Raw genomic sequence first — 13,626 nt, forward strand, 5'->3', positions numbered from 1 at the left:
CTCTTGTCATACCTGCCCGAACTCGGAATCAGACACATGAGACGTTATTCAGCTTTTGCTATCGCCCGCGAGGCCGCCCGGTTTCACACCGGATGGGAGCGCGCGTGGCGCTCGCCCGAACCAAAGAAAAAATACGACGTGATTATCGTCGGTGCAGGGGGGCATGGTCTTGCCACTGCATTTTATCTTGGCAAGAATTACGGCATCACCAATGTCGCGATCATCGAAAAAGGGTGGCTTGGTGGCGGCAACACTGGCCGTAACACCACGATTATCCGGTCGAATTATCTTCAGGACCCTTCGGCAGCACTCTATGAAAAAGCGCGCTCGCTTTATGAGACCATGTCTCAGGATCTGAACTATAACGTGATGTTCAGCCCTCGTGGCGTGATCATGCTCGCCCAGACCGAAAGTGAAATCCGCGGATATCAGCGCACGGCGCATGCCAATGCCCTGCAAGGTGTCAAAACCGAATTCATCGGCCCGCAGCGGGTCAAGGAGCTGGTGCCGATCATCAATCTCGATGGACCACGCTATCCCGTGCTGGGTGGTCTCTGGCAGGAACGCGGCGGCACGGGCCGTCACGATGCGGTGGCATGGGGCTATGCGCGGGCCTGTTCCGACATGGGCATGGATATCATCCAGAAATGCGAAGTCACGGGCGTGCGTCAGGAAGGCGGCAAGGTCACCGGCGTTGACACAACCAAAGGCCCGATCGATTGCGACAAGCTGGGCCTCGTTGTGGCCGGTAACTCGGGCGATCTGGCGAACATGGCAGGCTTCCGTCTGCCGATGGAGTCGGTTGCCCTTCAGGCGCTGGTGTCCGAGCCGATCAAACCCTGCATGGACGTGGTCGTAATGGCCAACACCGTGCACGGCTATATGTCCCAGTCGGACAAAGGCGAAATGGTCATCGGCGGCGGCACCGACGGGTTCAACAACTACACCCAGCGCGGTTCGTTCCACCATGTCGAGGAAACCGTGCGCGCTCTTGTGGAGACCTTCCCGATGGTGTCACGCCTGAAAATGCTGCGCCAGTGGGGCGGTATCGTGGACGTGACCGGCGACCGTAGCCCCGTGATTGGCAAAACGCCTCTCGGCAATTGTTTCATCAACGCAGGTTGGGGCACCGGCGGCTTCAAGGCCATTCCCGGCGGCGGCTGGGCCACGGCCGAGCTGATCGCCAAGGGCGAACCCGGACCGCTCAGCGCCGAATTTGGCATGGAACGTTTCATCGAAGGCCGCTTCATTGACGAAAGCGTCGCGGCTGGCGTAGCACACTAAGGAGGGTTATCTCACATGCTAACTCTAAAATGCCCCTACTGCGGTGTAGACGCAGAAGAAACCGAACTGCACGCCGAAGGCGAAGCGCACCTGAAACGTTTTGGTCCCGGCTCGTCGGATGACGACTTTGAAAGCTATCTCTTCATGCGCGAGAACCCCAAGGGCGTGCATTTCGAACGCTGGCGCCATCAAAGCGGCTGCGGCAAATTTTTCCACGCTGCCCGTTGCACCATGACGTTGCAGGTCTTCGGCACCTATCCGGCCCAAACTCTGGAACCGCCGCAAGACATCAAAGACAAAATTTCCGCCACATATCCCGGCTGGTCCTGGAGAGAATTCCAATGACCTTTCAGTGTTCCGTAAATACTCAAATCCCGACACCCGCCACCCAGAGGAGGCCTCTCGCATGAGCACCCGTCTCGCATCAGGCGGCCGTCTGCTGAACAAGGGCAAACAAGTCCACTTCAGCTTCAACGGCAAGCAACTGACCGGCTTCGAAGGCGATACACTTGCCTCGGCCCTTCTGGCCAATGACCAGATGATGATTGGCCGGTCTTTCAAATACCACCGTCCCCGCGGCATCGTGGCCAGCGGCGCCGAAGAACCCAATGCCTTGTTCAATATGGGCGAGGGCGGCAAGTTTGAACCGAACCAGCGCGCCACTACGACAGAGCTGTTCAACGGCTTGTCCTGTGCGTCGCAAAACCACTGGCCGAGCCTCGAGTTCGACATCGGCGCAATCAACAACCACATGACGCGCTTCTTCCCGGCGGGTTTCTACTACAAGACCTTCATGTTCCCGGCGTTTGCATGGAAACATGTGTTCGAACCCATCGTGCGCCAATCCGCCGGTCTGGGCAAAGCGCCCAAAGACCGTGACGTCGACACTTACGAGCATTTCTATGCTTACGTAGACGTTGTCATCATTGGCGGCGGCGTTGCGGGCCTGCAAGCGGCCAAGGCCGCCGGCGCATCCGGCGCCAAAGTCATCCTGATGGAGCAGACCCCGCACTGGGGTGGACGGGCCCCTGTGGATGGCGGCGACGTCGACGGCATGCCTGTCGAAGACTACATCACAACCTTGATCAACGACCTGAAGCAAATGCCCAACGTCACCATGCGCAACCGCATGATGGGGGCAGGGGTCTATGACCACGGCTACGTTCTTGGCTATGAACGTGTGACGGATCACACACCGCTTGAAAACGGTCCACGCCATCGCCTCTGGCGCATCCGCACCAAGCAGATCGTAACCGCAACCGGTGCCATCGAACGCCCATTGTCCTTTGCGGGCAATGACATTCCTGGCGTGATGCTGGCCTCGGCCGTGCGCGACTATGTCGTGGACTATGGCGTTTCGATCGGGGATCGCACCGTGGTTGTGACAAACAACGACGATGCCTACCGCACTGCGATTGCCCTGAAAAAGGCTGGTCTTGAAGTGCCCGTCGTTCTGGATGCCCGTGCATCGGGTGGCGGCGCGCTGGCAGAGGAAGCCAAGGCTCTGGGCATCCGTGTCGAAAACGGCAAGGGCATCGCCAAAGTCAAAGGCGGCAAACGCGTGACCGGCGTTGCGATCTGTGCGCAGGCCGGTGAAGGCTCGGTTCTGGAAGAGATCAAATGTGATGCCGTGGCAATGTCAGGTGGATGGTCGCCTGTTGTGCACCTGTGGTCGCACTGTGGCGGCAAATTGATCTGGGACGATGCCCAGGCGCATTTCCGCCCGGATGCAACCCGTCCGCCCAAAGGCGCGGATGGAGAAGGCTTTGTTATTCCGGCCGGAATCGCAAATGGCCCTCTTGATCTGCCTGCCGTTCTGGCAGATGCCCATGCGGCGGGACTTGCCGCGGTTAAGGCCATCGGCATGACAAGCGATGTCACCGCTCCCGTGGCCGAAGAGAAACCCGAAGCCGCGATGGAACCTGTCTGGCTGATGCCGCAAGGGGCGGGTCCCAAGCTGCGCATCAAAACCTGGCTGGATTACCAGAACGACGTCAAGGTATCGGATGTCCGTCTTGCCGCGCAGGAAGGCTATGAAAGTGTCGAACACACCAAGCGTTACACCACGCTGGGCATGGCAACCGATCAGGGCAAACTGTCCAACATCAACGGTCTGGCCACATTGGCCGGTCAGCTGAACGCTCCGATCCCAGCGGTGGGCACCACCACATTTCGTCCGCCCTATACCCCGATCAGCTTTGGTGCGATCGCGGGCGAGGCACGCGACGAGGTGTTCCAACCCCTGCGCCGCACGCCCATTTCGGGCTGGCACGCGGACAACAACGCCTTTGACGAACCTGTGGGTCAATGGCGTCGTCCGTATTGCTATCCGCAAAACGGCGAAAGCCACGCGGATGCGGTCAAGCGCGAGATCAACCAGACCCGGACCTCTGTCGGTCTTCTGGATGCCTCGACCCTTGGCAAGATCATCGTCAAAGGACCGGATGCGGGCAAGTTCATGGACATGATGTACACCAACATGATGTCGACCCTGAAACCCGGCAAATGCCGCTATGGTCTGATGTGTAACGAAAACGGCTTCCTGATGGATGACGGGGTTGTTGCCCGCATCGACGAGGATACGTTCCTGTGCCACACCACCACCGGCGGGGCAGAGCGTATTCACGGCTGGATGGAAGACTGGCTGCAATGCGAATGGTGGGACTGGAAGGTCTATACCGCCAACGTGACCGAGCAATATGCCCAGATCGCGGTTGTTGGTCCGAACGCCCGTAAAGTCATTGAAAAGCTTGGCGGTGACATGGATGTCTCGAAAGAGGCACTCGCCTTTATGGAGTGGAAAGACGGTAAGATCGGCGACTTTGACGCCCGTGCTTACCGTATTTCGTTCTCGGGCGAGCTGTCTTACGAGATTGCCGTGCCTGCATCACAGGGCCGTGCCTTCTGGGACGCGCTGCTTGAGGCAGGTGCCGAGTTTGGCATCATGCCTTACGGGACCGAAGGATTGCACGTCATGCGGGCCGAGAAGGGCTTTATCATGATTGGCGACGAAACCGACGGCACTGTCATTCCTCAGGATCTTAACCTCAACTGGGCGATCTCCAAGAAGAAGGAAGACTTTCTTGGCAAGCGCGCACAGCTGCGGGACCACATGGCAAGTGCGGACCGCTGGAAACTGGTGGGTCTGGAAACGCTGGACGGATCGGTTATTCCCGACGGGTCCTACATTCCGGCAGATGGCAACAACGCCAATGGACAACGCAACGTTCAGGGGCGCGTGACATCGACCTATTATTCGCCAACTCTGGATCGCGGCATCGCGATGGCATTGGTTCACAACGGCCTTGACCGGATGGGTGACGTGATCGAATGCAATACGGTCAGTGGCACGATGATCAAGGCAAAGATCGTTGATCCTGTCTTTTATGACAAAGAAGGAGAAAAGCAGAATGTCTAATGTTGTGAGTGCATTGGCGGGCGTTTCTCACGCCGGATTTGCCAAGATTGAAGAAACGGGCCTGAACGGAATGATCACCGTGCGTGGCGATCTGGGCTCTTCTGAAATGGCGGCAGCGGTCAAAGCGGCGACCGGCGCGTCTGTGCCGGCCATCCGCAAGATCGCGGCCGGCGACAAGGGCCGTGTGGCATGGATGTCGCCGGACGAGCTGTTGGTGATTGTGGCTTATGACGATGTGGCCGACACCATGGCTGCGCTGAACGACGGGTTGTCCGGTGTGCATGCACTTGTGGCCAATGTGTCGGACGCGCGCGCCGTGTTCCGCATCTCGGGTGACAACACGCGCGAAGTTCTGGCCAAGGTGTCACCTGTTGACCTGTCTTCGGAGGCTTTTGGTGCCGGTGATTTCCGCCGGTCGCGGATTGCACAGGTGGCAGCGGCCTTCTGGATGAATGACGATAACAGCTTTGAAGTCGTTTGCTTCCGTTCCGTGGCTCAATACGTTTTCGATGTATTGCGCGTGTCGTCGGACAAGGGCGGCGAGGTCGGGTTCTTTTCCTGAAGCCACTGCTAAAGTCAGAGTACCAAAGGGTTCCCACGCGTTGGGGACCCTTTTTCATTTTGTTGGAAAAGGTGTCGTTACGGAAGACACTTTTAGGTTGAGCTTCGTATTTCAGTGACTTAGTGAGATTGTGTTTCGCACGTTTACTATTCCTATCGAAATTCGGAGATTGCTCGATGAAATTGCCCTTGGTTGGTCTTGCCGCATTGGTTTCAGTTTTGGGGGTCGCCAGCCCGCTTTTGGCCAAAGACGAACTTTGGCAGTGCGATATCGTCGATGGGAAAGAGGGCACGTGGATTCCACAGGTTGTGGTGTTTGCCTTTCTTGATGATGGTCAAACGACACTGGTTGCTGACTCGGTCATTATGTATTTTGAGAAAGAACCCGCGGTTGTTTCTGTTAAAGACAGAGGCAAGAAGCTTCAAATGCATTGGAAGATAAATGGCGCGCGCGACAGCTGGGGTAAACCCGTTGCGCGATTTGGGTATACCGCGAACTATAACAAAGAGACGCGCAAAATCTGGATCGCGGCCAAACCGGGCGGCATGCCGCAGGCGTTCTCCGGCAAAGGAACCTGTGCCACTTTGAAAAACACCAAGTCTGTCGAGCAGGTCTTTAAAGAAGCCGCGCGCATCAAGCAAAAATGACCCTGCCGGCTTGGCTTGTTCTCAAGAAAAGCTGTGCATGCGCAGCAGTACCAAGGGCGCAAGGAACCACAAGCAAACGAATGTGGTGAGCGGCAAGAGCGGTGGTGGTCATGCGGGATCAACCATCGTAAATGTATTCAACCGGTTACTGTAAGCCCTCTTTACAACCTTGGTGGAGACCAGCAGGTCACCCGAAACAGGACGCACAATGAAAAAATTCCTAGCCCTCTCGGTTTTTCCATTTTTGTTTGCAGGCCACTCTGCTTTTGCGCAGGCCTATGAATGTCCGGTGACCCAGTCCGACTATGGGGCGGGCAAGAACACCTATTACTTTATTGTCGAACCCAAGGGGCAATTGGTGGGGGTTCTGGATGCACGGGTTTATCATCACAACAACAAGCTTCCTGTGATGGTGCGCCCCTCTGTGAACGATGCCGACACGATCGAGCTTCGTTGGCAGCTGGATGATTTCCCGGTGCGCGATACCCAGACCGGTTCGGTGGACCACTATCTTGACACGACCTTCAAGGCGCGCATTAAGAAAAAGACGGGAAAGTTTTTCGTGCGCGTCAACTTTGGCAGCTACGGCGGGCCGTTTGAGCAGGGTAAATGCGTGATCAAAAAGAAATAGAGCGATAACCTGCGGAAAAGTGAACTCTTTTTCTTCCTGATCTGTTGTAATATCCCGAACCAAGCACAAGTTGTCTGTAGGTGGCCTTGAGGGTCGCAAAAGTGAGAGGGAAGGTCGATGGGTCGATTGATAACCATGGTTTCAGCGGCAGTTGTTTTGTCCGGAGCGACAATGGCGTCTGCGCAAACCTTGAATTGCTCATTTCCCAATCAAAAGCTGGATGGCTGGATTCGCGGGCAGGTTATTCTGAAATCTGACACGAATTTCGAAAGCGCCACCATATTTGATTCACTCATCAATCAGGTGCATTCCGAACCCATTCCCGCGCGTATCAGCGCGAACAATGACAAACGTCTGACCGCGAAGTGGCAATTGAAACAGGTTCAACTGCGCGACAGTTTCGCACCCAAAATGAGCTATACGCTCACCTTCCAAAAAGAAACGGGTTCCGCGTCGATCAATGCGACCGCACCGGTTTTCCATGACAATAACAATGCCGACCGCGCCGGAGGCAATTTTGGCGCGCGCGGCTCTTGCAAATTACGCTAATCATCAACGTTTTGGCGCCTTGGGGCTTGACCTCTGGGGCCAGAACCCCGCATCTGTCTTTTCAGAATTGACCGCACGAACAACAAAGGACGCTGTTATGGCTTTTGAACTTCCCGATCTTCCATATGCACACGACGCTCTGGCCGACCTTGGCATGTCCGCCGAGACGCTGGAATTCCACCACGACCTGCACCACAACGCTTATGTCACCAACGGCAACGCGGCGATCGCGGGCACCGAGTGGGAAGGCAAGTCGCTGGAAGACATCATCACTGGCACATATGACGCGAATGCGGTTGCCCAGAACGGCATCTTCAACAACATTTCGCAGCTGTGGAACCACAACCAGTTCTGGGAAATGATGGGGCCAAACGGCAACGCCATGCCTGGTGAGCTGGAAAAAGCTCTGGTTGAGAACTTTGGCTCGGTTGACGAGTTCAAGTCGCAATTCTCGGCTGCTGGCGCTGGTCAGTTCGGCTCGGGCTGGTGCTGGTTGGTGAAAAACGCTGACGGTTCGCTGGCTGTGACCAAGACCGAAAACGGCGTGAACCCGCTTTGCTTTGGTCAGACTGCGCTGCTGGGTTGCGATGTTTGGGAGCACTCCTACTACATTGATTTCCGCAACAAGCGTCCGGTTTACCTCACCAACTTCCTCGAGAAGCTGGTTAACTGGGAAAACGTTGCTTCGCGCATGTGATTTCGGAACACTTCGAAAACAAACGAACCCCGCGTCTTTTGGCGTGGGGTTTTGTTTTTCTTGCATCTGCCTGACCTGCATCACATCCTTTCCCACATGAGGAGCAGATCATGAACCAGATGCGGGAAACCCCTTTGCTTGGACAGTCTATCAGGGATGGTGTCTTAACGCTCACATTGGGGGCGGGTAGGGCGCACGCACTTTCGCTTGAGATGCTGTGTTCTTTGAACGATGCGCTGGACGTCGCCGAAAAGGACGACGGGATAAAGGTGATTGTCGCCTACGGTCCCGGATCCATCTTTTGCGCGGGTCATGATCTCAAGGAAATATCGCGACACAGACAGGACCCCGATCAGGGGAGGGCGTATCTGACCCAATTGATTGACCAGTGTAGCGTGGTCATGACGCGTCTGACCAAGGGGTCAAAACCGACCCTGGCAATGGTTGAAGGGATCGCAACGGCGGCTGGTCTGCAAATGGTGGCGGCCTGTGATCTGGCCTTTGTTTCAACGCAAGCGCGTTTCTGTCTTCCCGGTGTGCACAATGGCGGCTTTTGTTCGACGCCAGCCGTGGCCGTAGGGCGCGTGTTGTCGCGCAAACATGCGCTTGAGATGGCGATGTCGGGGGCAACCTATGATGCCGACTGGGCGCTGGATGTGGGGCTGGTCAATCGCGTTGTCGCACCTGAGGCCCTGCAAGAGTTGGTGCACGACTTTGCCAGAACTCTGGCACAGCGGCACGCCCCCGCGGTTTCGTTGGGCAAGCAAACGTTTTACGAACAGATCGAACATCCCCTTGAAACGGCCTATGAAATCGCGGGCGCTGCAATGCTTGATCACTTTCTCGATCCAACGCGCATCGAAATCGAACGGCAAAGCTGGGCCAAAGGCTAACAAGGCTTGCCAAGGTCTGTGCTCGACGTCATCACTTCCACAGGGATGAGGGGAAAGACCAAAATGAGTGACGCACGCAAAGGCATTCTTGCGATGGTGGTGACCTGCGTCATCTGGGGGTTGTCGCCGCTGTATTACAAGCTGCTGTCTCATATCCCGCCCATCGAGATTCTGACCCACCGCACGATTTGGTCGGCGGTGATTTTCACGGGCCTTCTTCTCTTTCAGGGGCGGCTGCATCTTTTGTGGTCGGCGATGAAGCCGGGCAGGGGGCTGGTGATCATTGCCGTGGCCGCAACGCTGATTTCTATCAACTGGTTTGTGTTTATCTGGTCCATCGCCAATGCCCATGCGACAGAGGCCTCGCTCGGGTATTTTCTGTTTCCCTTGGTGGCCGTTCTGTTTGGTCGCTTGATCTTTGCCGAAACGCTAAGTCGGTTGCAGCTGATTGCTGTTGGTATGGCGTTTTGCGCTGTCGTCCTGTTGACGGTTGGGCTGGGCGTTGCGCCGTGGATCGCTCTTATCCTGTCGGGGACATTCGGGTTTTACGGCGTTATCAAGAAACAGCTGACACTTGGCCCCGTCGTGTCCGTGACGGGCGAGGTTCTTGTGCTTCTTCCGATTGCCGCTGTTATCCTGTTTAACATCCATAGTGGCGGAACCGGCCGGTTTGGCCCGGACCAGTTGCAAGACAGCTTTTTGCTGGTGTTGTCGGGGGCGTTGACGGCAACGCCCCTGATCATGTTCTCTTACGCCACGAAACGGGCCAAACTTTCAACAATCGGGTTGCTGCAATACATCAACCCGACGTTGCAGTTCATATGTGCTGTCGCGATCTTTGGGGAACCGTTTGGATTTTGGCACGCCATCAGTTTTCCCATCATCTGGGGCGCACTTGCGGTCTATACCGTTGCCGCTTTGCGTCAGGACAAGGCCCCGTCCAGCGCCGTCTGAAGCCCGTCAAAATCGTTAACGACCTCAATGAAGTCGCGCAGACTGTCCTCGGCAAAGCCTTCGTTGATTACATGATCCAACAGTCCCACCAGCGGGTCCCAGTACCCGTTGATATTGGCAAGAAGAATGGGTTTGTCATGCAGCCCAAGCTGTCGCCATGTCATGACCTCAAAGAACTCGTCCAGTGACCCTGCGCCGCCCGGCAGCACGACAATGGCATCGCAGTTCATGAACATGACTTTCTTACGCTCATGCATGTTTTCGGTAACGATGAACCGCGACAGATCGGTTTTTCCGACTTCGCGTTTCAGAAGGTGTTCGGGGATTACACCAAAGGTATCGCCGCCCGCGGTTTGCGTTGCATTGGCCACGGCGCCCATGATGCCGATGTCTCCGGCCCCATAGACAAGACGCCATCCCCGGTTCGCAATCAGCGTGCCCAATTCGATCGCTGTGGCTTCATAGCTGGGATCTTTACCTGAACGTGCGCCGCAAAAGACACAGATTGACCGTTGTGACATGGATTTCCTCAATATGATTAAAGCTGTTTTGACCAGTGTTAACTGTGTTGATATGCTCTCTCAACCACCACGGCTGGCAAAATTTGGGGAAACGCTGGCATGAGCGCTAAAGCATCACTATTCGCAGGAAACGGCGCATTGATTGGCGGCGGCGTTGTCGTTGTTGCGGCCGTAACCGTTGCAGCCGTCAGCGGCGTCTTCAGCCCTTCGGAACCGGTTCCGCCGGTAGTAGAAACCGCGCAGCCCGTGGTTGCCACGCCCCCGCAACCTTTACAGCCTGAACCAAAGCCCGAACCCGTTCCGGAAAAGGAAGTTGCCGAGGTGATACGCCCGTCTTTTGACGTCGTTCGTGTCGAGACAGATGGCAATACCCTGATTGCGGGACAGGGGGCACAGTCTTTGCCTGTGAAAATTCTGATGGACGGGGCAGAGCTGATCGCAACCGAAACAGATGCTTCGGGTAAATTCGTAAGCTTCGTCGAACTGGCCCCCAGCGATAACCCACGGGTGCTGAGCCTTGTGCAAAAAGGCGCGGACGGAGATGTGACGTCGGAAGAGACGATCATTATTGCCCCGACCCCCAAGGCCGTCGTGCCGGAGCCCACTGTTGAAACTGTTGCGGACGAAACCGAAACTCAGATCGCTGAAACGGCTGCAGTAGCAAAAGAATCTGTTGAAGATGAGGTGGCGAAAGTAACCTCTTCTGCGGAAGAAGAGGTTTCTCAACAAGAAGTTACATCCACGACTTCATCCGATGTTGATGTGGTTGAACAAGTTGCAGAGCAGGTTGAGACGGCACAGGAAGCTGTGCAGGAACAGGTTCAATCGCTTGCGGAGGTTGCCGAAGCCGAGACCGGCGTGACAGAAGAAAACCCTGTCACCGAGACTGCAGGTCAGATGGAAACGGAAGCGGCCGAGGTCGCGTTAGCCGAACCCGAACCCGCCCCGACCCAAGACGTGCCGCAAGCTGCTGCCGAGGTTGTCGTCAGCCCCACAGTTTTGAAAGCGGACGCCGACGGGATCACCGTATTGCAGGCTCCGGTAGCCGAGAATGCAGCACCGGAAATCATGTCCACAGTTGCGCTCGACGCGATTACCTATTCCGACAAAGGTGAGGTCGAACTGTCCGGTCGGGCAAACAATTCCGGCTTTGTGCGTGTTTATCTCGACAACAAACCGATTACGTCTTCCAAGGTTGCGGCAGACGGGAACTGGCGCACGGAACTGCCGGATGTAGATACCGGTATTTATACGCTGCGGGTGGATCAGGTGGATGACGCGGGCGCTGTGACCTCGCGTATTGAAACGCCTTTCAAACGCGAAGACGATGCGACGGTCGAAGCCAACCAGCAACAGTCCGCAACACAGGCGACTTCGGTGCGGGTGGTGACGGTTCAACCCGGATCCACGCTGTGGGCAATCGCCAGCGAACGGTACGGCGAAGGCCTGATGTATGTGCGCGTCTTTGAGGCCAACCGTGACCGTATTCGTGACCCGGATCTGATCTATCCCGGTCAAATTTTTGAAATCCCCGAATAATCTGGTCATTTCCGGTTGAGTTCTGGCCTTTTCCGTCTGGCGTGATTACCTGAAATGACGGATGGACAGGAACGGACCGAATGCGACACATGCAATCTGCATCAGAAAGCGAAATTGCCAAAGAAGAACGCCGCTCGGGGCTGCGAACCCTGCGTAAGGTCTTCCCCTATATCTGGCCCGACGATGCGCCATGGGTGAAGCGGCGTGTTCTGATTGCTTTGGGCCTTTTGATCATCGCCAAGCTGATCGCGGTCTACACGCCGATCCTTTACAAGGGGGCCGTTGATAGCCTTGCTGACGAAGGCGTGCCGCCTCTCGCTTTGGGGGCAGTGGGCCTGACGGTTGCTTATGGTGTGGCGCGAATGATGACTGTTGGGTTCCAACAGCTGCGCGATGTGGTGTTTGCACCTGTTGGTCAGCGCGCGTTACGGCGGCTGGCGCTGGAAACCTTTCGCCATATCCATCGCTTGTCGATGCGCTATCACATCACGCGCAAAACCGGTGGCCTGTCCCGCATTATCGAACGTGGCGTAAAAGGTGTTGAGTTTCTTTTACGGTTTCTGGTGTTCTCGATCGGGCCTTTGATCCTCGAGTTGCTGTTGGTCGCCATTATCCTGATGTGGCTGTTTGATGTCTGGTATCTGGTTGTGGTTGCCGGCACGATTGCCGTCTACATCTGGTTCACGTTTGCTGTGACCGAGTGGCGCGTGAAACTACGCCGCGAGATGAACAATCAGGACACAGATGCGAACCAGAAAGCCATCGACAGCCTTTTGAATTTTGAAACCGTCAAGTACTTCGGGGCCGAAGAACGCGAGGCACAACGTTATGATGTCTCTATGCGCGCCTATGCAAAAGCGGCGCTCAAGACATCGTATTCATTGGCTTTTTTGAACTTTGGCCAATCCATGCTGATCACTTGCGGATTGGTTGGGGTGATGGTTCTTGCCGCGCTTGGTGTGCAATCCGGCCAGTTGACGGTGGGCGATTTTGTCATGGTCAACGCCTATATGATCCAGATCACCGTTCCGTTGAATTTCCTGGGCACCGTGTATCGCGAAATTCGCCAATCTCTGGTCGATATGGGCGAAATGTTTGATCTGCTTGAGCAGCCCGAGGAAGTCACAACAAAGGACGGCGCTCCGGACCTGAAGATCGACAAGGGCGAGATCACCTTGGAGAATGTCTGGTTCGGGTATGACGCCGAACGAAACATCCTCAAAGATGTGTCGCTGACCGTGCCCGCGGGCAAGACCGTGGCGATTGTCGGGTCAACCGGCTCTGGCAAGTCGACCATCGGGCGTTTGCTGTTCCGGTTTTACGACGTTCAAAAGGGCGCGTTGAAAATCGACGGTCAGGACGTTCGGGATGTGACGCAGACCAGCCTGCACGCAACCATTGGCGTGGTGCCTCAGGACACGGTGCTGTTCAACGATACCATTCGGTATAACATTGCCTATGGGCGTGATGATGCAACCCCGGACGAGATCATCGCAGCGGCCAAAGCGGCCCAGATCCATGAATTTATCGAAAGCCTGCCTGATGGATATGACACCACCGTGGGTGAACGCGGTCTGAAACTGTCGGGTGGTGAAAAACAGCGTGTAGGCATTGCGCGAACCCTGTTGAAAGATCCCCCCATTCTGTTGCTGGACGAGGCCACGTCGGCGCTGGACACGGATACAGAGCAAGAGATCAAGGATGCGCTGGCACGGGCAGGTGAGGGGCGCACGGTGATTACCATTGCCCACCGTCTGTCGACCATTGCCGAAGCGGACGAGATCGTTGTTCTTGAAAACGGGGAAGTCTCCGAGCGCGGATCGCATGAGGCGCTTTTGGCGCATGAGGGGCGCTATGCGCAGCTTTGGAACCGTCAGCAATCGGATGACGAAGCCGCCTGAAACGACAACACAGTTTGGAAATAAAAAGCC

13 protein-coding genes are annotated in these 13,626 nt (G+C 56.0%); 12 read left to right on the forward strand and 1 reads right to left on the reverse strand.

Annotated features, from left to right (window positions below):
- The first annotated feature begins 36 nt into the window (after positions 1-36).
- The 10 genes from PH7735_RS12630 (at position 37) to rarD (ending at position 9,635) form a co-directional block, all read left to right on the forward strand.
- The gene (locus PH7735_RS12630) at positions 37-1,284 is read left to right on the forward strand and encodes a sarcosine oxidase subunit beta family protein (RefSeq protein ID WP_058311722.1); all 1,248 of its coding nucleotides are present in this window, start codon (positions 37-39) and stop codon (positions 1,282-1,284) included.
- Positions 1,285-1,299: 15 nt separating this feature from the next.
- Positions 1,300-1,629 (forward strand): sarcosine oxidase subunit delta, encoded by a 330-nt coding sequence (locus tag PH7735_RS12635; protein ID WP_058311723.1) that lies wholly within the window; start codon positions 1,300-1,302, stop codon positions 1,627-1,629.
- A 61-nt stretch (positions 1,630-1,690) separates the two neighbouring features.
- Complete coding sequence (locus PH7735_RS12640; protein ID WP_058311724.1) at positions 1,691-4,702, forward strand: sarcosine oxidase subunit alpha family protein; 3,012 nt, start codon at positions 1,691-1,693, stop codon at positions 4,700-4,702.
- On the forward strand, positions 4,695-5,264 hold the full coding sequence (locus PH7735_RS12645; RefSeq protein WP_058311725.1) for a sarcosine oxidase subunit gamma: 570 nt from the start codon (positions 4,695-4,697) through the stop codon (positions 5,262-5,264). The genes PH7735_RS12640 and PH7735_RS12645 overlap by 8 nt, the downstream gene beginning before the upstream one ends.
- 176 nt (positions 5,265-5,440) lie before the next feature.
- Positions 5,441-5,911, forward strand: coding sequence for a hypothetical protein (locus PH7735_RS12650; RefSeq protein WP_058311726.1), 471 nt, complete (start codon positions 5,441-5,443; stop codon positions 5,909-5,911).
- Positions 5,912-6,119: 208 nt separating this feature from the next.
- Positions 6,120-6,542 carry a lysozyme inhibitor LprI family protein gene (locus PH7735_RS12655; protein WP_058311727.1) on the forward strand — a complete coding sequence of 141 codons (423 nt, stop codon included), beginning with the start codon at positions 6,120-6,122 and terminating at the stop codon, positions 6,540-6,542.
- A gap of 117 nt (positions 6,543-6,659) precedes the next feature.
- Positions 6,660-7,091, forward strand: a complete 432-nt coding sequence (locus PH7735_RS12660; RefSeq protein WP_145865325.1) for a hypothetical protein — start codon at positions 6,660-6,662, stop codon at positions 7,089-7,091.
- Between the two features lie 97 nt (positions 7,092-7,188).
- Positions 7,189-7,788, forward strand: coding sequence for a superoxide dismutase (locus PH7735_RS12665; RefSeq protein WP_058311866.1), 600 nt, complete (start codon positions 7,189-7,191; stop codon positions 7,786-7,788).
- A 110-nt stretch (positions 7,789-7,898) separates the two neighbouring features.
- Entirely contained in the window at positions 7,899-8,681 is a 783-nt protein-coding gene (locus PH7735_RS12670; protein WP_082645228.1) for an enoyl-CoA hydratase-related protein, read from the forward strand.
- A gap of 63 nt (positions 8,682-8,744) precedes the next feature.
- Entirely contained in the window at positions 8,745-9,635 is an 891-nt protein-coding gene (rarD, locus tag PH7735_RS12675; protein ID WP_058311730.1) for an EamA family transporter RarD, read from the forward strand.
- On the opposite strand, the gene PH7735_RS12680 is transcribed toward rarD, so the two are convergent.
- Positions 9,605-10,156: an LOG family protein gene (locus PH7735_RS12680; RefSeq protein WP_058311731.1), complete on the reverse strand. Its 552-nt coding sequence runs from the start codon at positions 10,154-10,156 to the stop codon at positions 9,605-9,607. The two genes, rarD and PH7735_RS12680, sit on opposite strands and share 31 nt — an antisense overlap.
- A 99-nt stretch (positions 10,157-10,255) precedes the next feature.
- Between PH7735_RS12680 and PH7735_RS21035 the strand changes: the two genes are divergently transcribed.
- Positions 10,256-11,695: a LysM peptidoglycan-binding domain-containing protein gene (locus PH7735_RS21035; RefSeq protein WP_058311732.1), complete on the forward strand. Its 1,440-nt coding sequence runs from the start codon at positions 10,256-10,258 to the stop codon at positions 11,693-11,695.
- A gap of 80 nt (positions 11,696-11,775) precedes the next feature.
- Positions 11,776-13,596 (forward strand): ABCB family ABC transporter ATP-binding protein/permease, encoded by a 1,821-nt coding sequence (locus PH7735_RS12690; protein ID WP_305879428.1) that lies wholly within the window; start codon positions 11,776-11,778, stop codon positions 13,594-13,596.
- The last annotated feature ends 30 nt before the right edge of the window (positions 13,597-13,626 follow it).

It is taken from the genome of Shimia thalassica (genome assembly GCF_001458215.1).
Classification (GTDB): domain Bacteria; phylum Pseudomonadota; class Alphaproteobacteria; order Rhodobacterales; family Rhodobacteraceae; genus Shimia; species Shimia thalassica.